18 protein-coding genes are annotated in these 22663 nt (G+C 70.4%); 12 read left to right on the top strand and 6 right to left on the bottom strand.

Features of this window, described 5'->3' with window-relative positions; genetic code table 11:
* Nucleotides 1–28: 28 nt before the first annotated feature.
* The 4 genes from G4D86_RS45515 (at nucleotide 29) to thrA (ending at nucleotide 5814) form a co-directional block, all read left to right on the top strand.
* Nucleotides 29–1039, top strand: a complete 1011-nt coding sequence (locus G4D86_RS45515; protein ID WP_164001522.1) for a zinc-dependent alcohol dehydrogenase family protein — start codon at nucleotides 29–31, stop codon at nucleotides 1037–1039.
* A 271-nt stretch (nucleotides 1040–1310) separates the two neighbouring features.
* Nucleotides 1311–1937, top strand: coding sequence for a DUF47 domain-containing protein (locus G4D86_RS45510; protein ID WP_164001520.1), 627 nt, complete (start codon nucleotides 1311–1313; stop codon nucleotides 1935–1937).
* A gap of 1 nt (nucleotide 1938) precedes the next feature.
* On the top strand, nucleotides 1939–2964 hold the full coding sequence (locus G4D86_RS45505) for an inorganic phosphate transporter (RefSeq protein WP_164001518.1): 1026 nt from the start codon (nucleotides 1939–1941) through the stop codon (nucleotides 2962–2964).
* Nucleotides 2965–3366: 402 nt separating this feature from the next.
* Entirely contained in the window at nucleotides 3367–5814 is a 2448-nt protein-coding gene (gene thrA, locus G4D86_RS45500; protein WP_240360858.1) for a bifunctional aspartate kinase/homoserine dehydrogenase I, read from the top strand.
* A gap of 27 nt (nucleotides 5815–5841) precedes the next feature.
* On the opposite strand, the gene G4D86_RS45495 is transcribed toward thrA, so the two are convergent.
* On the bottom strand, nucleotides 5842–7275 hold the full coding sequence (locus G4D86_RS45495) for a hypothetical protein (RefSeq protein ID WP_164001514.1): 1434 nt from the start codon (nucleotides 7273–7275) through the stop codon (nucleotides 5842–5844).
* A 357-nt stretch (nucleotides 7276–7632) separates the two neighbouring features.
* Here G4D86_RS45495 and G4D86_RS45490 point away from each other — a divergent pair, with 357 nt between their 5' ends.
* The gene (locus G4D86_RS45490; protein ID WP_164001513.1) at nucleotides 7633–9261 is read left to right on the top strand and encodes a hypothetical protein; all 1629 of its coding nucleotides are present in this window, start codon (nucleotides 7633–7635) and stop codon (nucleotides 9259–9261) included.
* A gap of 13 nt (nucleotides 9262–9274) precedes the next feature.
* The gene (locus G4D86_RS45485; protein ID WP_164001510.1) at nucleotides 9275–9769 is read left to right on the top strand and encodes a hypothetical protein; all 495 of its coding nucleotides are present in this window, start codon (nucleotides 9275–9277) and stop codon (nucleotides 9767–9769) included.
* A 536-nt stretch (nucleotides 9770–10305) separates the two neighbouring features.
* Here G4D86_RS45485 and G4D86_RS45480 read toward each other — a convergent pair.
* Together G4D86_RS45480 and rsgA are read right to left on the bottom strand one after the other, a co-directional pair.
* Nucleotides 10306–11667 carry a TAXI family TRAP transporter solute-binding subunit gene (locus G4D86_RS45480; RefSeq protein WP_164001508.1) on the bottom strand — a complete coding sequence of 454 codons (1362 nt, stop codon included), beginning with the start codon at nucleotides 11665–11667 and terminating at the stop codon, nucleotides 10306–10308.
* 144 nt (nucleotides 11668–11811) lie between these two features.
* Nucleotides 11812–12900: a ribosome small subunit-dependent GTPase A gene (gene rsgA / locus G4D86_RS45475; protein WP_164001506.1), complete on the bottom strand. Its 1089-nt coding sequence runs from the start codon at nucleotides 12898–12900 to the stop codon at nucleotides 11812–11814.
* Nucleotides 12901–13316: 416 nt separating this feature from the next.
* Here rsgA and G4D86_RS45470 point away from each other — a divergent pair, with 416 nt between their 5' ends.
* Together G4D86_RS45470 and G4D86_RS45465 are read left to right on the top strand one after the other, a co-directional pair.
* Nucleotides 13317–15491, top strand: a complete 2175-nt coding sequence (locus G4D86_RS45470) for a hybrid sensor histidine kinase/response regulator (RefSeq protein WP_164001504.1) — start codon at nucleotides 13317–13319, stop codon at nucleotides 15489–15491.
* A 49-nt stretch (nucleotides 15492–15540) separates the two neighbouring features.
* A complete protein-coding gene (locus G4D86_RS45465; RefSeq protein WP_164001501.1) occupies nucleotides 15541–16854 on the top strand; it encodes an APC family permease in 1314 nt (437 codons plus the stop codon).
* 12 nt (nucleotides 16855–16866) lie between these two features.
* Here G4D86_RS45465 and G4D86_RS45460 read toward each other — a convergent pair whose 3' ends face one another.
* Genes G4D86_RS45460 through G4D86_RS45450 form a run of 3 tightly spaced genes read right to left on the bottom strand, consistent with a single transcriptional unit; the run spans nucleotide 16867 to nucleotide 19981 of the window.
* Entirely contained in the window at nucleotides 16867–17571 is a 705-nt protein-coding gene (locus G4D86_RS45460) for a QsdR family transcriptional regulator (protein ID WP_164001500.1), read from the bottom strand.
* The gene (locus G4D86_RS45455) at nucleotides 17568–18413 is read right to left on the bottom strand and encodes an SDR family NAD(P)-dependent oxidoreductase (protein ID WP_164001497.1); all 846 of its coding nucleotides are present in this window, start codon (nucleotides 18411–18413) and stop codon (nucleotides 17568–17570) included. The genes G4D86_RS45460 and G4D86_RS45455 overlap by 4 nt, the downstream gene beginning before the upstream one ends.
* Entirely contained in the window at nucleotides 18410–19981 is a 1572-nt protein-coding gene (locus tag G4D86_RS45450; RefSeq protein ID WP_240360843.1) for a flavin-containing monooxygenase, read from the bottom strand. Before G4D86_RS45450 ends, G4D86_RS45455 begins: the two co-directional genes overlap by 4 nt.
* Nucleotides 19982–20191: 210 nt before the next feature.
* Here G4D86_RS45450 and G4D86_RS45445 point away from each other — a divergent pair, with 210 nt between their 5' ends.
* The 4 genes from G4D86_RS45445 to G4D86_RS45430 all read left to right on the top strand — a co-directional run bounded on the left by G4D86_RS45445 (nucleotide 20192) and on the right by G4D86_RS45430 (nucleotide 22406).
* On the top strand, nucleotides 20192–20668 hold the full coding sequence (locus tag G4D86_RS45445; RefSeq protein ID WP_164001494.1) for an FBP domain-containing protein: 477 nt from the start codon (nucleotides 20192–20194) through the stop codon (nucleotides 20666–20668).
* Between the two features lie 231 nt (nucleotides 20669–20899).
* Nucleotides 20900–21796 carry a hypothetical protein gene (locus tag G4D86_RS45440; protein WP_164001492.1) on the top strand — a complete coding sequence of 299 codons (897 nt, stop codon included), beginning with the start codon at nucleotides 20900–20902 and terminating at the stop codon, nucleotides 21794–21796.
* A 5-nt stretch (nucleotides 21797–21801) separates the two neighbouring features.
* A complete protein-coding gene (locus G4D86_RS45435; protein ID WP_164001490.1) occupies nucleotides 21802–22038 on the top strand; it encodes a hypothetical protein in 237 nt (78 codons plus the stop codon).
* Nucleotides 22035–22406 (top strand): hypothetical protein, encoded by a 372-nt coding sequence (locus G4D86_RS45430; protein ID WP_164001488.1) that lies wholly within the window; start codon nucleotides 22035–22037, stop codon nucleotides 22404–22406. Before G4D86_RS45435 ends, G4D86_RS45430 begins: the two co-directional genes overlap by 4 nt.
* Nucleotides 22407–22663 lie beyond the last annotated feature (257 nt).

Below are 22663 nucleotides of genomic sequence, written 5' to 3'. Positions count from 1 at the left end.
CCACGCCATCATGGCTAGTCATGCGCGCATGCGCGCAATCGAACTCCAGAAGACAGGCAGCATCGAGGGCTGGGTGCAGGTGGAGCGGCCGGAGCCGAAGCCGGGCCCAGGGCAGGCCCTGGTGCGAATCCGCGCGGTGTCCCTCAACTACCGCGACTTGTTCATCGCGCTGGGCAGGTATCCGGGCAGCCGGCCGTCCAACCTCATCCCCGCCTCGGACGGCGCCGGTGAGGTGGTGGCCGTGGGGGCCGGTGTCACACGGGTGAAGCCCGGTGACCGCGTGGCTCCGACGTTCTTCCAGACGTGGACGGACGGCCCGAGGACGCCGGAGAAGGTGGCCCACGCGCTCGGCGGCAGCGTGGACGGCGTGCTCGCGGAGTACGTCGCCGTGGACGCCGAGGGCCTGGTGCACCTGCCGGAGCACCTCTCCTTCGAGGACGGCGCCACGCTGCCGTGTGCGGCCGTGACGGCGTGGAACGCGCTGGTGCCCGAGGGCGGGCTCGCGCCGGGGCAGACGGTGCTGGCACAGGGCACCGGCGGCGTGTCCATCTTCGCCCTCCAACTCGCCCGGGCGCTCGGCGCGCGCGTCATCATCACCTCCAGCCAGGACGCGAAGCTGGAGCGTGCGAAGGGGCTCGGGGCGGACGGCACCGTCAACTACAAGCAGCACCCGAACTGGGAGGAGCCGGTGCTGGCCCTGACGGGTGGGCAGGGCGTGGACCACGTCCTGGAGGTGGGCGGCGCCGAGACGCTGCCCCACTCCCTGCGCGCCACGCGCCCCGGCGGACACATCTCCCTCATCGGCATGCTCAGCGGTGGCGTCGCGAAGCCAGACCCCGCCACCGTCGAGGCGAAGAAGCTGAACGTCCAGAACACCTACGTGGGCAGCCGCGCCATGTTCGAGGACATGAACCGCGTGCTCGCCCAGCACCGGCTGAAGCCCGTCATCGACCGGGTCTTCCCCTTCGAGCAGGCGCGCGAGGCGCTGCGCCACATGGAGGCGGGCGCCCACTTCGGGAAGATTGTCATCAAGCTCTGAGCCGGCGCCGAGGGGCACGGCGCCGCCGGCCCGTACTTCCACCCCCTGGCAACGCACTGGGAGTTCGATGTCGGGGGGAGCGGCACCACCGCTGACGGAGACCGTCTCGCCTGCCCTGCATGCCCGCCGTCCGGCACCCGCAGTGAAATAAAAGGAAGTGTGGAGATTCTCTCCAGGTAGGGTAGTCACGGGCGCGCCACGGGAGCGTCACGAACAGATGACGACTCCCGGGCAAGCCTCGCCCGGACATCCGGGCGACCTGGAGGGACGGATGCTCGAGAAGCTGATGCCCAAGTCGGACGAGTTCTTCGACGACTTCGACGCGCAGTGTGCCGTCACCGTGCAGGGCGCGAAGCTGCTGCACGAGCTGCTGGTGGACTACCGGGACGTGCCCGAGCGCGTCCGAGCGCTCAAGGAAGTGGAGCACCGCGGTGACGAAGTCACGCACACCGCCTTCAACCGCCTCCACAAGCAGTTCATCACCCCGTTCGACCGCGGGCAGATTCACACGCTGCTGTCGCGCATCGACGACGTGCTGGATTTGACGAACGCGGCGGCGGCGCGGCTGCACTACTACGAAATCCAGACCAGTCTCCCGGACGCCACGGAGCTGGCGCGGCTGCTGGTGCTGAGCGCCCAGAAGGTCCAGGAGGTCGTGGCGGCGCTGCGGCTCATCAAGAAGCCGGAGCAGATTCTCGCCGGCTGCCAGGAAATCAAGCGGCTGGAGTCCCAGGCGGACGAGGCCCTGCGCGCGGGCGTCGGCCGGCTCTTCAAGAGCGGCGTGGACACGTTGACGGTCATCAAGTGGAAGGAAATCTACGACCTCATCGAGACCGCGACCGACAAGTGCCAGGGCGTGGCCAACATCATCGAAGGCGTGGTGCTGGAGCACTCCTGAGATGCTACTCACCGCCGTCGTCCTCATCGTCGCTGTCGCGCTGATTTTCGACTTCATCAACGGCTTCCACGACGCGGCGAACTCCATCGCCACCGTGGTGTCCACGCGCGTGCTGTCGCCCAACCTGGCCGTGGCCTGGGCCGCGTTCTTCAACTTCATCGCGGCGTTCGCCGGTGGCGTCCACGTGGCGAACACCATGGGCAAGGGCATCATCAACTTCGACATGCTCCGCGCCGAGGGCCCGACCGCGGTGCTCGCGGTCATCTTCTCCGCGCTGATGGGCGCCATCGCCTGGAATCTCCTGACGTGGTGGTGGGGACTTCCGTCCTCCTCCTCTCACGCGCTGGCGGGAGGCATGATTGGCGCCACGCTGCCGGTGCTCGGCTTCAAGGGGCTGGTGGGCGCGGGCATCGCGAAGATTGCGGCGTTCATCGTGCTGTCGCCGCTCATCGGCATGTTGCTGGGCATCTCGATGATGCTGGCGAGCACGTGGTCGGTGCACAAGCAGACGCCGCTGCGGGTGGATGCCTGGTTCCGCCGGCTGCAGCTGGTGTCGTCGGGCATCTTCTCGTTCAGCCACGGCACCAACGACGCGCAGAAGGTGATGGGCATCATCGCGGTGGTGCTCTTCGGCACCATCTGGAAGGACCGGCCGTTCCACATCGACTGGTGGATGATCATCTCCTGCCACGCGGCCATCGCCATGGGCACCTTCTTCGGCGGCTGGCGCATCGTCCGCACCATGGGGCACAGCCTCACGAAGCTGGCGCCCATCGGCGGCTTCAGCGCGGAGACGGGCGGCGGCGTCACCATCATCGCGCTGGCGCACTGGGGCATCCCCGTGTCCACCACGCACACGATTACGGGCGCCATCGTCGGCGTGGGCTCCACCAAGGGCTGGCGCGCCGTGAAGTGGGGCGTGGCGGGTCGCATCATCTGGGCGTGGGTGTTCACCATCCCCGCCGCCGCGCTCATGGCGGTGCTGGTCTACGGACTGACCCAGCTGGTCGTGCGCCTGGTGGGCTGAGAGCCCCCCGTACGAGTTGCAACCGGATACCACCTCATGGGTGGCTGGCTTGACTTGCATCCGCGAGTTCAGCCAGCCTTCCACTCCATGAGCGGCCTCAACGGGAGCATCGCGCTGGGCGAGGGACACCTGTCCTCCGCCTCCGTGCGCCCGCAGACGGCTCTGACGTCCACCACCACCACGACTACCACTACCACCACGACTCCCCGCGGAGCGCGGGCGGTCTAGCTGGGAAACCTCCAGGTCTCCCAACTCGGCCCCGCGCTCCCCGGCGCGGGGCTTTTTCGTTTTCGCACCCTCCACACTCCCAGGAGCCTCCATGCAGCCCACCCCGCAGACGCCCCTCCCGCCGCTGGCCCTCCCCTCCTCGCCGCTGAAGCCCGAGGTGTCGCCGTGCGCGTGATGAAATTCGGTGGCACGAGCGTGGGTGGTGCGCAGCAGCTGCGCCGCGTGGTGGACCTGGTGGCGGCGGCGCGCCAGGAGACGCGCGTCATGCTGGTGGCCTCGGCCGTGTCCGGCATCACCAACCTCCTCGTCGAGGCCGCGCGGGTGGCCCAGGAGCGCGGCGCTGTGGACGGGCTGAGCGCCCGCTTCGAGGACACCCACGCCGCCATCTCCCGGGAGCTGGCGGGCGAGCTGGGAGCAGCACGCCAGCGCCCGCTGGAAGAAGGGCTCGCCACCCTCGCCTCGGAGCTGCGCGGCCTGCTCCAGGGCGTGGGGCTCTTGCGCGAGTGCTCGCCCTCCGTGCTCGCACACCTGTCGGGCCTGGGCGAGCGCGCCGCGTGCCTGATTCTGGAAGCACTGCTGGAGGCGCGCGGCCTGGCGCCGCGGGCGGTGGACCCGCGCGAGGCGCTCATCTGCTCGGGAGACCCGCTGCAGGCCACGCCGCTGATGGACGAGATTCGCGCGCGCTTCGCCCCGCTGCGCGAGGGCGGCCCGGGGTTGATGCTGATGCCGGGCTTCTTCGGCGGCGACGGCAAGGGCAAGACGCTGTCGCTCGGACGCGGCGGCTCGGACTACTCGGCGGCGCTGGCGGCGGCGGCGCTGGACGCGGAGCTGCTGGAAATCTGGACGGACGTGGACGGCATCTTCAGCGCGGACCCGCGCCTGGTGCCCGAGGCCTTCCCGCTGCCGGAGGTGAGCTTCGAGGAGGCGATGGAGCTGGCGTACTTCGGCGCGAAGGTGCTCCACCCGAAGACGATTGCCCCGGCCCGCGAGCGCGGCATTCCCGTGCGCGTCTGCAACAGCTTCCGCCCCGAGCACCCCGGCACCCGCGTGACGGCCGCCGCCGCCCCGCCCCAGCACCCGGTACGCGGCCTGTCCTTCCTGCGGGACATCGCCCTCGTCAACATCGCCGGCGCGGGCCTCAAGGGCGTGCCGGGCACCGCCGCCCGCGTCTTCGAGGCCATGGCCCACGCCAGCATCTCCGTGGTCCTCATCACCCAGGGCTCCAGCGAGTGCTCCATCAGCTTCTGCGTCCAGCAGGCCGAGGCCCAGCGCGCCGTGGAGGCGCTCGAGGTCGCCTTCGAGGTGGAGCGCGAGGCCGGCAAGGTGGACACGATTGAGCGCCAGGGCGGGCTCGCGGTACTCAGCATCGTCGGCGACGGCATGCGGCACCGGGTGGGCGTGGCGGGGACGTTCTTCAGCGCCCTGGCCGACGTGGGGTGCAGCATCGCCGCGATTGCGCAGGGCTCCAGCGAGCGCAGCATCTCCGCCGTCATCTCCGAGACGGACGGCCCGCGCGCCATGGCCCACGTCCACGGCCGGTGCTTCGGCACCACCGAGGTGGTGGAGCTGCTCGTGGCGGGCGTGGGCAGCGTGGGCGGCGAGCTGCTCCGCCAGGTGCGCCAGCAGGCCCCCAAGCTGCGCGCGCACGGCGTCGATTTGCGCGTGTGCGCCATTGCCAACAGCCGGCACTGCGTGGCCTCCAGCGAGGGCATTCCCCTGGAGGGATGGGAGGCGCGGCTCGACGCGGGCGGAGACGGCCCCGCGCTGGACACCTTCCGCGACTGGGCCCGCGCCAAGCGCCCCGGCCGCCCCATCTTCGTGGACTGCACCAGCAGCGAGGACGTGGCGCTCGCCTACCCGTCGCTCATGGAGGCAGGGCTCCACGTGGTGACGGCCAACAAGAAGGCCAACGCCGGCCGGGGGAGCCACTGGCGCGCGCTGCGTGAGACGGCGTCGCGGCACCAGCGCCGCTTCCTCTACGAGACGAATGTCGGCGCGGCCCTGCCCGTCATCGACACGCTGAAGAACATGGTGCGCACGGGCGACCAGGTGCTGCGCATCGAAGGCATCCTCTCCGGCTCGCTCTCCTTCATCCTCGGGCTCGTCGAGGAGGGCGTGCCGCTGTCCCAGGCCGTGGGCACCGCGATGGAGCGGCGCTTCACGGAGCCGGACCCGCGCGACGACTTGCAGGGCACGGACGTGGCGCGCAAGGTGCTCATCCTCGCCCGCGAGTTGGGACGCAACGTGGAGCTGGAGGGCGTGGCGCTGGAGTCCCTCCTGCCCGCGGACTTCGATGCGTCCGGCCCGCTCGACGGGTTCCTCGCCCGGCTGCCGAAGGTGGATGCCCACTTCCAGCGCCGCGCGGAGGCGCTCCGCAAGGAGGGCAAGGTGCTGCGCTACGTGGGCCGCGTCACTCCGGAGGGGTGCTCGGTGGGACTCGTGCCCGTCCCCCTGGAGCACCCGCTGGCGGCGGTGAAGGGCGGCGAGAATGCGCTCAGCTTCCTGTCCGAGCGCTACAGCCCCACCCCGCTGGTGATTCGCGGCTACGGCGCGGGCGCGGCGGTGACGGCGGCCGGCGTGCTCGCGGACGTGCTGCGCCTCGTGGAGGGGCCACTGCCCTGACGCGAGCCGGAAAGCACGGCACGAAGGCTACCGCCGGAAGAGCCCCTTCCGGCGGCGGCGCTCCAGCGCGAGCATCGGCAGGCCCACGAGCACCGCCAGGGCCTGCCCACCGCCACAGCCCGTCGCGGCGTCCTCGGCCGAGGGCTTCAGCACGGACGTGAAGGGCTCCACCCCACCGCCGGGCCCGTCCAGGTCCACCATCACCGTGTCCCCGTCGCCGGGGGCTTCGGCGGTGGCGACGGCGTCTTCTGCAGATGTCTTGCTGTTGCCACTGGAGGGCGCGAAGACGACGGCCAGCCGGTCCGAGCTTCCCTTCGGCTCCAGGCCGAAGAGGCAGGGAATGCGCGCGCCGGAGGGGAGCACGGCGACGGAGGCGGGGTAGCCCGCGAAGCCGGAGATGGAGGCCAGCTCGCGCGCCGAGCCCAAGCTCCGGCCATTCAGCTTGCGCACCACCAAATCGTAGCCCCGGCCGTCGCGGTGGGGCCGGTTGTAGAAGATGTGCACTGTGCTGCCCACGCGGGTGACGGCGGGCTGGAGCGCCCAGTCCCCGCTGTCCTGCACCACGAGCGGCGCGCCGAAGCGCTGGCCATCGAAGTGCCGGTACCGCAGTCGCTCCGCGTTGTCCTTGTAGACCAGGTGCATGCCGCCCTTGCCGTCCGCCACCGCGCTCAGCGCGGCGCCGTGGTAGATGCCCTCGGAGAAGGCGGTGCGCACGGGGGACCACGAGGACAGCGGCGCGCCGTCGTCCCGCACCCGGTAGCGCGCGGCCATGCCCCCCGAGTGCGAGCCGTACACCACGATGAGCTTCCCGCCGAGGTGCAACAGCCGCCCTCCTCCGCGCTTCGAGAGGTTGCGGTCCAGGGCCGGCATCTCGCGGAACGTGGAGCCGTTGTCCGTGCTCACCGCGATGACGAGCGTGGAGCCTCCGTCCGACTCGCGCTTGAAGGCCTGCACCCAGATGCGGCCCCGCGAGTCGCGCGCCAGCTCCGCCCGGTAGTACGCCGTGCTGGAGCTGCGCGAGTCGAAGACCTTGAGCGTCCGCCCGGCCACCCAGCGGTCCGTGGAGGACTGATAGCGCCACCACTGGAAGACGACGTCGCGCGACGCCGAGCCGCCGATGCCCGTGCTGTCCGGCGTCTCCACCGAGTAGACGAGCGCCACGTCGCGGCCCACGGCCAGGAGGTCCGCGCGGTCCTGACGGGCGTCGTCATGGATGGGCCCCTCGTACTTCCAGGAGCCGCCGCTGTCGTGGCTCCGGTACAGGCCCAGCCCGCGTCCCTGACTCCCCCCGCGCTGCACCGCCAGCAGCAGCACCGAGCCCCGGCCACTGCCGCGGTCCACGCGCACCAGGTGCCTGTGCGCCGGGAGTGTCAGGGCATTGCCACCCTCCACCGGCAGCGCCGTCGGTGGTGTCGCTGCCGCCAGGCTCATGAACACGCCCGCCCACAAAGCCAACCCCATGCCTGGGCTCCCTCCCGTGTCAGGAAATTCCCAACCGTCCCTCACACCAGGGTGGGGCGGCGGAGCGTCCCCCGGAAGACGGAAAAGCCTCGGCATGCCTGCCCGCATGCCCTGCGGGCAGGCTTCAAGACCTGGGGGTGCTCATGAATCGCCGCGGCTTGGACACCGTGAAAGCGGAGCCCTCCACGCGCCGACCCGAGGCGAACCGGGTGGCGTTGGAGAACCACGAGGGCCGGCGTTCCAGAATCTCCGCCAATGAGAACCTTCCCGCCCAGGTCCTACGCATTTGAAGTTGCCTGGAGAACTGCCCAGAATGCCCCGCTGCCCTCGACTCGCGAGCGGCAGGGGGAGAACGGAATGTTCGTGTCTCGCAGGTCAGACTGGGGCTTCACCGCAAAGGTGCTGGCACTCGCGCTCACGCTCGCGCTGGTGGGGTGTGGCGACGACGATGATGACGACGACGACGACGAGGACTGCAAGGGCGGCAGCGCGGGCAACCCGGTGACGCTGAGCGGCAAGGTGACCTACGACTTCATCCCGGCCACCTATTCGACGAACACGCGGACGGGCACGCTGGGCTTCGCGCAGTCGGCCGAGCGGCCGGTGCGCAGCGCGGTGGTCCAGGTGCGCCAGGGGACGAACACCCTCACCACGGGGACGACGGACGAGCAGGGCAACTACCAGCTCAGCTTCACCCCGGGCGCCTGTGGCGCGCTGACGCTCGTCGCGCTCGCGAAGTCCACGAACCCGGAAATCCAGGTCGAGGACAACACGGACGGCGACGCCATCTGGGCGTTGGGCGACAGCATCACCGCCACCACCACGACGAAGAACCTGCACGCGACGCACGGTTGGACGGGGACGACCTACAGCGCCAACGCGCGCACCGCGGCGCCCTTCGCCATCCTGGACAGCATGTACACCGCGTCCAAGGCCTTCATGGCGGTGCGCACCGTCACCTTCCCCGCGCTCAAGGTGAACTGGAGCCCGAACAACGTCCCCCAGAACGGGGACAAGAAGAGCGGCGCCATCAGCACGTCGCACTTCTCCTTCACGGAGAACGAAATCTACATCCTCGGGAAGTCGGGCGTGGACACCGACGAGTACGACTCGCACGTCATCGTCCACGAGTGGGGGCACTACTTCGAGGCCAACCTGGCGCGCGCGGACAGCCCGGGCGGACCGCACAGCACGGGTGACGTGTTGGACCCGCGCCTGGCCTTCGGCGAGGGCTACGGCAACGCGCTCGCGGCCATGCTCCTGCCGGAGTCGATTTACGTCGACACCCTGTGGACCAACTCGACCAGCGGCCCGCCGCTGGCCTTCGGCTTCGACGCCGAGACGGCGCCCAGCCCCACGGATGACCCGTCGCCGAGCGTGTTCTCCGAGTCCAGTGTCATGCGCGCGCTCTACGACCTCTACGACTCCGGCTCCAACGAGTCCTATGACGGCGTGGCGCTGGGCCTGGGCCCCGTCTACGACGTGCTGGTGGGGCCGCAGAAGTCGACGGACGCGCTGACCACCATCGGCTCGTTCATCGCCGGCCTCAAGGCACAGCCGGGCGTGAGCGCGTCGGCGGTGGACACGCTGATGGCCCACTACGGGGTCGGCGCGGTGACGTCGCCCTTCGGCGACGGGGACTCGAAGCTGCGGGCCATGTACACGGTCGTCCCCAACGCGTACCCGTACAGCACCACCACCACCCTGCGCGGCAAGGCCGAGTACAACAAGCAGCAGCAGAACCGCTACTTCGTGTTCTCGGGCACCGGCCGGACGATGAACATCTCCGCGGCGAACACGTTGGAAGACGTGGGTATCGAAATCTACAAGCGGGGTGAGCTGGTGGGTTCGGCGGACGAGTCCTTCCAGGGCACGGAGTCGGTCAGCATCCCCAGCACGAGCGGCACGCAGTACGTGCTGGTGGTGACTGGCTACAGCGCGAGGGACGCGAACTACGACGTCTCCGTCTCCATCACGAGCCCCTAACCGAGGAGCACACATGAATCGCAAGGCACTCACAGTCCTCTCGGGCCTCCTCGCGCTGACGGCGCCGGTGGCATGCAGCTCCCAGGCGAAGTCCACGACGCCCCCGGCCAGCACGGACACCGCCAAGGTGGCCGCGCCCGTGGCGGTGGAGGCGAAGGTGGACGACAAGCAGGCGCACGTCACCCTCCGCTTCGACTCTCCGGCCAGCGACGTGCAGGTGAATGTCTCGGGCGTGGATGGCCTGGCGGTGAAGAGCGCGGGCTCGCCCGTGAAGGGCGGCAGCTTCGCGCGCTCGGACGAGACGTCCTTCGACGTGGACTTCACGCCCGGCACCGGCCGCTCGCTGCTGGTGGTGGCCGTCACCGGCACCTTCCAGGGCAGCCCCATGTCCAAGGTGGTGAGCTTCTCGGTGGGCACGCCCACCGCGGAGCAGCAGAAGACGTCCGGCACCACCGTCACGGGCAGCGACGGTGAGCGCATCAAGGTCATGCCCTCGGGCGGCCAGTAGCCACACGGCAGGCAGCCCACGAGACGCACGGCGGGGCGAGCGGGGATTCCTGCTCGCCCCGTTGCTCGTTCCAGGCCCGTGGAAGGTGTCCGCCGCGAGGCAGGACTGCGCGGAGCCCGAAAAAAACACAGCGGGAAGCGCGCCCCCCGACGCACTTCCCGCCGTATGAGCCACCTTGACGGGGCTCCAGGACTCCAGACTCCAGAAAAAAAAGCATTGGGAGCACGCCCCCTCGACGTGCTCCCAATGACCACGCGCTCCCACTCTGGAGCGCCCCCTACACCGTTTGAAGCCAGCCCCCCCGGGCTGACCTCCCCCCACCCTCAGACGCTAAGCGTCCGAAACCTTGAGTGCCGTCAACGGCCCGGACACCCTCCCCGCCCACCTTTCAGACGCTCTGCGTCCGAAGCCCTTGGGCACCGCGGCTCTGCCCCGCTGCCCCCACCTTTCGAAAATAAATACGCACGGGGCCCGGATTCTTGAGCGCGTCCTGATTTATTTTTTCAGACCCACAGGGAACCACACCCGCCAGGGCCTCAACCCACGGCTTGCGCCTCGTGCGCCAGGGGGGGCGGGGCATCCGCGAGCCGGCGCAGCAGCCGCCGGCGAACGACGTCGATGTGCTCGCGGAAGTAGTAGAGGTTCTCCGAATAGGAGAGCGGCATGGGGATGCGGTTGACCTCGCGCTCGGCCTCGTCGAGCCGACGCAGCATGTCACCCAGCGTCTCCCGGTCCGGATTCTCGTCGAGCTGGAGCTCGATTTCCTTCAGGCGCGCGTACCAGCGGACGATGCGCGAGCGCACCCGCCAGAGGAAGAGCGCCGGCACGGCGCGGAACAGGGGCACCACCACGGCGATGATGGGCACGAGCATGACCCAGAGCCGGTCCACCAGGTTGGCGGCCCAGAACGGCAGGTAGCGCTGGAGCAGCGGCACGCCGGACTCGTAGTAGCGGCGGGCCTCGCTGCTCAAGGGGAAGCCCGTCTCCAGCGGCGCGGGGAATTCGCCCGTCTTGTCCAGCATGCCGGCGCTGCCGTGGACCTCGCTGGCGGCACGCAGGAGCAGGTACGCGAGCGCGGGGTGCAGGGTGTCCTTCGCCACGAGGTTGGCGGTGGGCGTCAGCACCGTCACGTCCTCGGCGGGGACGTCCGCCGCGAGGTCGAACACGCCGCGCGGCAACACGTGCCGGGTGAGGTAGGTGAAGCGGCGGGTATAGGCGTCCGCGCGGGCGAAGCTGAGCATGTGGATGCCCGGCACCGCCGCCAGCTTCTGGATGGCCGGGGACTCCGCGGGCGAGACGAGGAAGACCGCGTCGAGCTTCTCCTGCTTGAGCTGTTCAATGGACTCCTCGCGGCCGAGGGAGACCAGCTGCGTCGGCGCCTCGTCCACCTTGTTGGCCTTGAGCATCGTCAGGGCGAGCGAGCGCGTGCCGCTCTCCTCCGGCCCCACGGAGATGCGCCGGCCGCGCAGCGCGCGGACGTCCTCAATCGGCTCGCCCCGGTAGAAGACCCAGAGCGGCACGTAGGAGAGGCTGCCCAGCGAGACGACGCTCGCGGCCTTCTCCGCGCTGACGGTGCCGCTCTGCACGAAGGCGACGTCCACGCCCGAGTTCTCGTCGGCGAGCATCTCGATGCTGGTGACGGAACCCTTCGTCGGGCGCACCTCCAGCTTGATGCCGTCTCGCGCGAGGATGGCCTCGTACTTGCGCGCGTAGTACCGGAAGCCGCCCTCGTCCTGCGGCGTCGCGATGACGAGCGTCTTCGGGGGGGCGGGCTTGACGAAGTAGAACGTCACGGCGAACGCGATGCCGATGAGGGCGATCGCGGGGCCGAGGGTCAGCCACAAGTCGCGGCGAATCGTGCGCCGGAGCTGGGCCTTGATGAGGTCCGTCTTCTTCATGATGGAGGCGGAGTATAGACGCCGCCCGCCCTTCCCCGCCGGGACAGGTAGGACGGAGCCCGGGCAGGCATGCGCCCCGGGACGTCGAGGACGCTCCCTGGCGGCGGCCGGGCACCACCGCCGCCAGGGACTCGCGCGCTCCGGTCAGCTGTCGCCGCGCCGCTTGGCCCGTCCCGACTTCCGGACGGACATGATGAGGGTGCTCATCTGCCGCCGGTGCTCGCGCCGCGCCAGCGGGTCCGCCTGGCGGGCCTGGTGGGCCTGCTCGCGCCGGAGCTTCTCGAAGCTGTCGAGCCGCGCGGCCTCGAGCACGCCTCCCGCCACGGCCTCCCGCACCGCGCAGCCCGGCTCGCTCCGGTGCTCGCAGTCGGTGAAGCGGCACCCGGCGGCGAGCTCGAGGATGTCCGCGAAGGCGTGGCCGACGCCCTCCTCCTCACCCCACACGCCCAGCTCGCGCATGCCCGGGCCGTCGATGAGGAGCCCGCCGCCGGAGAGCGCGAACAGCTCGCGGTGGGTGGTGGTGTGGCGGCCGCGGCTGTCGTCCTCGCGGACGGGCTGCGTGGCCAGGCGCTCCTCGCCCAGCAGCCGGTTGACGAGCGTGGACTTGCCCACGCCCGACGAGCCGAGCAGCACGCCCGTCGTCGCGGCGGGCAGCCATGCGAGCAGCGCCTCCACGCCCTCGCCGGTGTGCGCGCTCAGGGCCAGCACGGGCACGCCGGGAGCGAGGGCCTCCACTTCATGGACGCGCGCCTCCACGTCACCCAGGAGGTCCGCCTTGCTGAGCACCACCACGGGCGCCGCGCCGCTGTTCCACGCCAGGGCGAGCGCCCGCTCGAGGCGGCGGGGGTTGAAGTCGTCATCCTGCCCGGCCACCAGGAACACCACGTCCAGGTTGGCCGCGATGAGCTGGCCCTCCCGCTCGCGGCCCGCCTCGCGGCGCATGAGGACGCCGCGGCGCGGGAGCACGGCGTGCAGCAGCGCCTCGCCGTCCCCGGCAGGGAGCTGGAGCGCCACCCAGTCGCCAATGGTGGGCAGCGCCTGGGCGTCGGGCGCGTCGTGGAGGAGCCGCCCGGCGGTGCGCGCGAGGAGGACGCGCTCGGAAGTCTGGACGGAGAGCAGCCCGCGCGCCTGGCGCACCACGCGGCCGGGGACGAGGGGAAGGGAGGACTGCGAGAGGACGTCGGCGAAGGCGTTTGCGAGGGCTGGATTCCAGCCGAGAGACTCGAGAGACACGGGAGGGAACTCCGGACACGGCGGTGCCGACAGGCGCACCTGGTTCTTCAGGGCACCCGGAGGGGAGTAGACCGCGCTGCGCCGGAACTTCGTGGCCGCTAGGCGGCCCGCACCCTCGGGGCGGACAGGGCATTCACCGTCAGGACAAGGTCCGAGTGCATGGTGCCTCCGAAGGTACGTGGGGCCGGCGTCCATCGCCGACCGTCGTTTCCCTTCATAACAACTCCTCCGCCCGCGTCCAACGTCCAGAACCGGGCACTGCACCCCGCCGGGCAATGTACACCCGCATGAGGAACGTCAGGAGGGGCTGGCATGACCGGGGACATGCGCCCATGTTGCCGCCGGAACGAGCGCCCCCCTCCGGTGTCCCGACACCAGGCCGCTCTTCCCGCACCCATCTTCCTGGAGGGAACCCCTTGAGTGCCGCAATCGACGTGCGCGGCGTGACATCCCCTGGAGCCAGCCCCGCGGTCCTCCTCGTGGAGGACTCGGCGGCGGATGCCGTGGCGCTCCAGCGGGCGCTGCAGCCGCTCGGCGTCGCGCTCGTGTGCGTGACGTCCGGCGAGGACGCCGTCCAGGCGCTGGAGCGGCAGGACTTCGTGGCGGTGCTGCTGGACGTCTTCCTGGCGGGCGCCTGGGACGGCTTCGAGACGGCGCGGCGCATCCGCGAGACGCCGGGCCACCAGGCCCTGCCGCTGCTCTTCATGACGGGCTCGGCGCAGGACGCGCTGCTCACCATGCGCGCCTACCGCGCCGGCGCGGTGGACTTCCTCCACAAACCCCTCTTCGCGGAGCAGCTCACCGCCAAGGTCTCCGTCTTCCTGGAGCTGTGGCAGTCACGGGAGCGGGAGCGGACCGACCTGCGAGCCCGCGAGGCGCACGCGCTGCAGCGCGCGGAGGCGGAGCGCCAGCGGGTGGATGTCCTCAACGCCGCGCTGGTGGCCCACCAGGAGTGGCTCCAGTCCGTCCTGCAGTGGCTGCCCGTGCCCCTCATCCTGGTGGAGCGAGACACGGCCCGCATCCTCTTCGCCAACACGAAGGCCGACGACTACTGGGGCACCACCTTCCCCCGGGCGATGTCGGAGGGCGACTACGCGCGTGCCTTCTCCCTGGTGGACCTGACGGGCCGGGAGCTCGCCCCCTCGGAGTACCCCGCCGTGCGCGCCTCGCGCGGGGAGAGCATCAGCGGGCTCCAGCTCCTCGCGCGCACACCCCGAGGGCAGCGGGCCGTGCTGGTGGACACCGCGCAGGTGCCCGCCCTGGGCGAGCGTCCCGCCTGCGCGGTGGTGACATTCCAGGACATCACCCTCCTGAAGGAGGCCGAGCTCGCGCTGCGCAAGCGCGAAGAGGCGCACCGCTTCCTCGCCGAGGCGAGCGCCCTGCTGGGCAACTCGCTGGACAGCCACGCCACGCTCCAGCTCCTGGCGCGGCTCGCCGTGCCCACGCTCGCGGACTGGTGCACGGTGGACGTGCTCGACGAGCGCGGCCGCGTCGAGCACATCGCCGTCGCGCACGCCGACCCGGAGCGGGCACGCTCCCTCCATGACTTCCTCCGCAACCATCCCCACCCCCCGGATGCGCACCGGGGCGTGGCGCGGGTGCTGCGCACGGGCGAGCCCGACTGGATGGCCCACATCCCGGAGGACGCGCTCCGGGGCTCGACGTGGGGCGGCGCGGAGCGGCGGGACATGCTGCGGACGCTGGGCATCCGCTCCTACCTCATCGTCCCGCTCATCGCGGGCGGCCGGGTGCTGGGCACGCTCTCGCTGATGCAGGCCGAGTCGGGCCGGCACTACACGGAGGAGGATGTGCGCGTCGCCGAGGACCTCGCCCGGCGCGCGGCGCTCGCGGTGGACAATGCCCGCTTGTACCAGGCCTCGCAGCAGGCCGTGCGCCTGCGCGACGAGTTCCTGTCGGTGGCCAGCCACGAGCTGCGCACGCCGCTCACGCCCATCCGCATCAAGGTCCAGGCGCTGCAACGCCATACGCAGGCCGCGCCCGGAGGCGTGCTTCCCTCGGACAAGGTCGCCTCCGTGCTGGACACGGTGAGCATGCAGACGCGGCGGCTCGGAAGGCTCGTGGACGCGCTCCTGGACGTGTCCCAATTCAGCGCCGGGCGGCTGGAAATACACCGTGAGCCGGTGGACCTCGCCGCCCTGATGCACGAGGTGGCCGCATCCTTCGAGGCGGACTGCGCGAAGGCGGGCTGCCGCCTGGACCTGCATGTCCCGGGGACGGTGGTGGGCACCTACGACAGGCGGCGGGTGGAGCAGGTCGTCTCCCACCTGCTGGCCAACGCCGTGAAGTACGGCGCGGGCCGGCCCATCCACCTGCGCCTGGAGGCGGACGGCGGGAGCGCGCGACTCACGGTGAGGGACGAGGGCATCGGCATCTCCCCCGAGGCGCTGCCGCGCCTGTTCGGCAAGTTCGAGCGCGCGGTGTCCGAGCGCCACTACGGCGGCCTGGGCCTGGGCCTCTACCTCGCCCGGGAAATCGTCGAGGCCCACGGCGGCACCATCCGTGTGGAGAGCCAGCCCGGCCTGGGGGCCTGCTTCGAGGTGGCCCTGCCGCTCGACCCGATTCTCAGCTAACGGGAATTCCGGGTACAGCGGGTGGCGGCTTGGGACTATCGTCTCCGCCATGACGACACCCCCTTCCGCGGCCCCCGCGGACCTCGGCATGAAGCGCGCGGTCTCCCGCTGGGAAATCGTGGGCTTCTCCATCAATGACGTCATCGGCAGCGGCGTGTACCTGCTGCCCGCGGCGGCGGCGGCGAACCTCGGCTCGGCGAGCGTGGGCGCCATCGTCCTCGCGGGGCTGGGCGTCTTCCTGCTGGTGCTCTGCTTCGCGGAGGCGGCGAGCTACTTCGACCGGCCCGGCAGCGCCTACGTCTACACGCGGGAGGCCTTCGGCGACCTGGTGGGGTTCGAGGTGGGGTGGATGACGTGGCTGGCCCGCGTGTCCTCGGTGGCGTCGCTGTCCGCGGGCTTCGCGCGGGCGCTGGCCTACCTGTGGCCGCAGGTGAATGACGGCGTGGGACGCTCGCTGGCCATCGCCCTGCCGCTGCTATTGCTCACCGCCATCAACGTCGTGGGCGTGAAATCCGGCGCGCGCACCGCCGTCTTCCTGGCCATTACCAAGACGGTGCCGCTGCTGCTCTTCATCGGCGCGGGTTTGTTCGCCATGTCCTGGGAGCAGGCGACGTCCGTGGTGCCGAAGGCGGACGGCAGCCTGGGCGCGGCGGTGCTGCTGCTGCTGTTCGCCTACGCGGGCTTCGAGAACACTGCGGCGCCCGCGGGCGAGTTCAAGAATCCGAAGCGCGACGTGCCCTTCGCGCTGGTGGTGCAGATTGGCGTCGTCACCTTCATCTACACCGCGGTGCAGTGGGTGGCGCTGGGCACGCTGCCGGGTGTGGTGGACGCGAAGACGCCGCTGGCGGACGCGGCCGCACGCTTCCTCGGGGGCTGGGGCGGGCTGCTGATGACGGTGGGGGCGGTGCTCTCCATCCTGGGCACCAACAGCAACACGGTGCTCGCGGGGCCGCGCTACCTGTACGCACTGGCCCGCGACGGCTTCGGCCCCGCGCCGCTCGCGTCCCTGCACCCGCGCTTCCGCACGCCGACGGTGGCCATCCTCACCCAGACGGCCATTGCCCTGCCGCTGGCCTTCTCGGGCTCGTTCGAGGTGCTCGCCACCCTGTCGGTGGTGGCGCGGCTGGCCACCTACTTCGGCACCGCCATGGCCATCCCCGTGCTGCGGCGCAAGCTGACCCAACAGCCGGGCGCGTTCCGCATCCCCGGCGGGCCGGTGGTGCCCATTGCAGCCGCCTCGCTGTGCGTCGTCTTCGCCCTCAGCGCACAGCCGCGCAACCTCATTGCCGGGCTCATCGCCCTCGCGGTGGGCGGCATGCTGTACGCGCTGCGCAGCCCCGCGCGGACGGCGGCGCCGGAGTAGGCACGGGCACCTTCAGCGGCCCTTCCACCGCACGTCCTGCTTCTCCACGGTGAGGAGGAGCCGGATGGCGGTGATGGCGGACTCCACATCCACCGGGTCGCCCGTAATCGCGTCGCGGTAGAGGAAGGACTCGCCGATGCGGATGATGACGTAGGCCAGCGCGTCCAGGTCCATCACCGGCCTCAGGTGGCCCTGCTTAACGCCCTCCTCCAGCGACGTGCGGATGCTCGCGGCGCAGCGCTGCTCCACGGTGCTGCTGCGCGACATCAGGATGCGCATGGCGTACTCGGCGTCCTGCTGGACGAACGTGCGCAGCGGCGCGTCCGTCACCAGCAACTCGAACAGCCGCCGGGTGATGTCCGCGACCAATTCCGGCCCCTCGCCGCGCGCGCCCTTCCGGGCGATGGCGAGGGCCCCCTCGAACAGCGAGGAGATGACCTCGCCGTAGAGCAGCTCGCGGGTGCCCACCCACCGGAACACCGTGGCGCGGCTGACGCCCAGCGCCTGCGCCATGCGGCCGATGTCGAAGCGCTCGCCCTGCTTCCACCAAGCCAGCGCCAGGGTGAAGAGGTCCTGGGGCGTGGCCTTCGAGGGCGCCTCCAGTCGCTGTGCCAGCGGGGTGGGCCGGACGGGCGCGCGCGCACGACGGGGCGGCGGAGACGGGTGCTCCGGGGCCTCGGGCGCGGCGCGGCGCTTGAGCGCGCGGGGTGACTTCACGTGGCGCTCTCCAGCAGCTTGCGCCGCCGGCGCCGGGCCCCCGCCACCACCAGGCGCTGGTACAGCGTGGGCAGCATCCGCTGCATGAGGTCGATGAAGACGGCGTCACCGCCGATGAGCTGGCGCCGCCGGTTCTTCAGGATGGCGGAGAGGATGTCCGAGGCGGCCTTCTCCGGCGTGGTGGAGAAGGACTTCTCGAAGTCGCTGGTGGAGCGCTCGTCCGTCCAGCCCTTGCGGTGCGTCACCCGTGCGTTGCGGGCGATGTTGGTCTTGATGCCGCCGGGGTGCACGCAGGTGACGCCGATGGGGACGGACTCCACCTCCAGCTCCTGGCGGAGCGCCTCGGTGAAGCCCTTCACCGCGAACTTGGCGGCGTTGTACGCGCCCTGCGTGGGCACGCCGATGAGACCGAACACGCTGGAGACGTTGACGATGTGGCCCTCGCCCGCCGCGCGCAGGTGCGGGAGGAAGGCCTTGGTGCCGTACACCACGCCCCAGAAGTTGATGTTCATCAGCCACTCGAAGTCCTCGTACCGGGTGTCCTCGATGGTGGCGCCCAGCGCGACGCCCGCGTTGTTGACGACGACGTGGACGGCGCCCAGCTCCCGCGCCACCGCGTCCGCCCAGTCATGCACGGCCTCGCGCTTCGCGACATCCACTCGCGCGGTGTTCACCCGCACGCCGTGCGCGCGGCACTGGTCCGCCGTCTCGCCCAGGCCCTGCTCATTCACGTCGGACAGCGCGACGTTGCAGCCGCTGCGCGCCAGCAGCACCGCTGTCGCCCGGCCAATGCCCGAGCCCGCGCCGGTAATCGCGGCGACTCTGTTCTTCACCGTCTTCATGGGCTGCCCTCCGTGACTCGCGTGGGGATTCTCATGGACACCGGGGACGCTCGCTCGGGCAGGAGCCGCGGCGCGGGGAGCGCGGCGGGCCGGCGGCGATGCGGGAAGATGGCGACGTACTCGGAGGGCTCGAAGCGCTCCACGCGGCGCCGGAAGGTGAAGGTGAAGCCCGGCCAGAGGGTGGAGTTGCGCCCCGTGGCGTCGAGGTACCAGCTCACGCAGCCGCCCTGCATCCACACCGTCCCGGACATGCGCGTGTCGAGCTGCTGGTTGAAGTCGGCCTGGGCCTCGGGCGTGGGCTCCACCGCGGCCAGGCCCCGGCCCTCCAGGTAGCGCAGCGCGCCGAGGACGTGGTCGATTTGACTCTCAATCATCAGGATGACGGAGGTGTGGCCCAGCCCCGTGTTGGGCCCCAGCAGCATGAAGAGGTTGGGAAAGCCGCTGACGGTGGTGCCCAGGTGCGCCTTCATGGTGCCGCCCCACGCGTCCACCAGCGAGCGCCCACCACGCCCGTGGATGTGGCGGGCGATGGGCATGTCCGTCACCTGGAAGCCGGTGCCGAGGATGATGGCATCCACGGCGTGCTCGGTGCCGTCCGCCGTGACGATGGCGTGCTCGCGCACCTCTTTGATGCCGTCGGTGATGACGTCGACATTCGGCTGGGAGAGCGTGGGCAGGTAGTCGTCCGAGACGAGGACGCGCTTGCAGCCCAGGGTGTACTTCGGCGTCACCTTCGCGCGCAGCACCGGGTCGGGAATGGCTTGCTCCAGGTGCCTGAGCGCGCGCCGCTGGGCCAGTCTGAGAATCCACGGGTGCATGAAGCCGAGCGCCATCAACTCGCGCAGCGCGTAGATGGCGCCGCGAGACAGGCGCTGCGCGCCCGGCAGGCGCTGGTACAGCCGCCGCATCCGCTCGCTGATGGAGCGGTCCATCCTGGGCATCACCCAGGGCGGGGTGCGCTGGAAGAGGAGCAGCCGGCCCACCTGGGGCTGGATGGCCGGGACGAACTGGATGGCGGAGGCGCCGGTGCCGATGACGGCCACCCGCTTGCCCGTGAGCGCGTAGCCAGGGTCCCACCGCGCCGAGTGCATCACCTTGCCCTGGAAGCGCTCCAGGCCGGGCAGGTTGGGAATGGCGGGCTCGCTCAGGCCGCCCACCGCGGAGATGAAAACGTCCGCGGTGTAGAGCCCCTCTGATGTCTGGAGGTGCCAGCGCTGCTGGACGTCGTCCCACCGGGCCTCCTGGACGGCGTGTTGGAAGCGCACGTGCGGCCGGATGCCGAAGCGGTCCGCGCAGTCGCGCAGGTAGGCGTGGATTTCCCCCCGCGGCGAGAAGGCGCGGGACCAGGCCGGGTTGGGCGCGAAGGAGAACGAGTAGAGGTGGGACTGCACATCGCACGCGCAGCCCGGGTACGCGTTGTCACGCCAGACGCCGCCCACGTCGTGGGAGCGCTCGAAGATGACGAAGTCCTGGAGCCCTGCCTGCTTGAGACGGATGGCCATGCCGAGGCCGCCGAAGCCACTCCCCGCGATGGCGATGTGGAAGTGGGGCGGATGTCGTGGGGGCACTGGAACCTCCCGGTAGGACAGAGAGTGCCCATGCTACAGGAGGGCGTGTTGAAGCGGGATGCGTCGAACTCGAAATGTGACGCATGGGCGACTGAGGGCCGGGCGCCCTGAGGCCGGGGGCTCGGGCGGGGAGAGGCCCGGCTGCTCCGCCGGTTCGGGTGGATATGGTGGGGACTGCCTGTTAGTGCAGGCGTTCGCCAAGGAGTCGCCGTGTTTCGATTCGAGAACGACCGGGCGCTCATCGAGTCCTTCCGCTCGCGAGACCGCCGGGTCATCGAGATGCCCGAGGGCATCACCTTCCCGCTCTTCGTCCGGGACTACCTCGCCTGGACGGAGACGTCCGGCGCGCGCGTGTACCTCATCTTCTCCGCGCCCGGCAGCCGCAAGCCCATTGGCATCATCTTCCGCCGCGAGCCGCCGGGCGGAGAGCCGACCTACCGCATGTGCGAGTGGTGCCACAGCTACGGCTCGTCCAGCGAGGTGGGCATGCTCACCACCGACGTGGACAACAAGCGCCGCGTCGGCGTGACGCTCTGCAATGACTTGCGCTGCAAGGAGAAGCTGGAGGACGCGGCGGACCGCTCCGGACGCCACCCGCTCCAGTTCCTCGAGCAGCTCAACGCACGCATGTTCCGCTTCGCGCACGAGGCACTCGGCATCGAGTCCCAGCCGCAGCCCACGGTGTAGTCGCGCCGCACGCGCGTGCACGCACCGTCCGTCTCGCGAACGGCGCTCGCGTTCCTCGGCGAGGACGCCGCAGCCCTACCCGCTTGATGGGGCCGTCGCGCCGAACAGCGAGCGACACGCGAAGCCATGCAGTGCGTCATGCCACCTTGACGCACCCCTACCTTGACGTCATCCCGACATGTGCCCCAGGATTTGAACAGCAACGTGGGAATTTTCCCATGAGGGGGAAACATGTCGAGCTGGTTTGACGACGTAATGCCGCAGGCAGAGGGCGAGGCGACAGCCGAGACGGTCCCGGCTGGAGCCCGCAATCCCGTCCGAGCCGATGATCCGCGCTACTTCACGCAGGACCCGGAGCCTGGGGCGCAGGGCCGCCGCCGGGCCCCCACCCGGCCCACGCCTCCACCGCCGGAGGACCGAGGTGACTTCTTCTCGGGCAACGATGTGACGGCGGATCCCTTCAGCGCCGCTGAGCCCATGGACCCGACCGAGCCCGAGCCCGGGCCTCGCGGCCGCCGTCCGGGGCAGGGGCATCCGTCCCGGCATCCGCCGGAGCCGTCGCCGGACGAGCTGCGCTCCTTCCTGAGCCCGGAAGGCCCGTCGCTGCCGGCCCTCCGGGAGCGGATGGGCCTGCCGCCGCTCCCCGAGCAGGGTGACGACGCGGGTAACGACGCGGCGACCGCGGAGTCCTTCACCGAGGAGGCGCCGCAGGGGGACGGGGACTTCGCAGCCGGGGACGCGGGGGACGGCGGGTTCTTCACAGCCGAGAGCGACCCGTTCGACGTGCCCGTCATGGCCGGCATCGAGCGGGACGCCCACCAGCAGCGCCGGGACGCTATCTACGACGAGCTGGACTATGTCGCGGGAGGGATGTCCGCCGTCGGAAGCCTCGTGAGCACCGTCAACGACCCGGCCGGAAGGGCCATTGGCGGCGCCGGCGGGGCGCTCTGGCTCGCCAATCGCGCCGGTCGCGGCCTGGGCAACGCCCTGGATGCGGAGGCCGACTACAAGGATGCCCTCCTGCACAAGAAGACGCAGCAGGACATCCAGCACATGAAGAACGAGAAGGCGCGGGAGAAGATCAACAAGACGACGCCGCGCGGCCACAACAAGGTCACCGAGGACTGAGCGACATGCCCATTCGTCCAGACCCGGCGAAGAACAACGAGAAGACGGCCTTCTGCATCAACTGCCCGGGTGTCGTCCTCAACCTGGCCAACTGCCGGTTCACCATCGAAGCCGATGAGGGCTACCCGGAGGACCAGCCGCTCCCGCTGTTCGCGGCGTCCTGCCTGAAGTGCGGCTACACGGAGCTGTACCGGGACGGCTACCTCTTCCAGAGCAACCGCCCAGCGGAGAAGACCCGATGACACAAGTGATTCTGGGCCCCGGCGAGGCCGTGAAGAAGCAAGCCATTGCCAAGACGCGCAAGCCCAATGAGACCCTGTATTGGGATTACCTGGCGACGATGACGAACAAGCGCATCTTCGCCGAGGACCAGCTTGGAACGCTGATCTTCAACTTCTACATCAAGGACATCGACCGCGCGGAAATCAACAAGAGCTTCTGGAAGGGCAACAGCGTCCAGCTCATCCTCCGCAACGGCAATGACTTCATGTTCAAGCTGATGAAGGACTCCATCTACGTGGATGAAGTCGCGACGCAGGTCTGGGTGAACACCATCAACCAGGTGCTGCTCGTCATGCGGAATCAGATGCCGCAGTCGCCCATGCGGTAGCAACCGCTGTCCGCTGACGTTTGAGAGGCGAACCGGTCCTCGCGAAAGCACACCTCCGCTGAGGACCGGCTCCCCCAACCCCATCCCCCACACCCGAGCCGACCAACTGGAGCTGAGCTCATGGCTCCGCTCGCACTGCCGTACTGCCCCGCCCTACCCGCCGCCCGTACTGCCCCGTCCTACCCGCCGCCCGTACTGCCCCGTACCGCGTTACTGCCCCGTCCTACCCGCCGCCCGTACTGCCCCGTACCGCCCCG

This window comes from Pyxidicoccus caerfyrddinensis (assembly GCF_010894405.1).
GTDB classification, from domain to species: Bacteria; Myxococcota; Myxococcia; order Myxococcales; family Myxococcaceae; genus Myxococcus; species Myxococcus caerfyrddinensis.
Note: the sequence above shows the minus strand (reverse complement) of the source record. Positions and strands in the feature narration are given on the sequence as shown.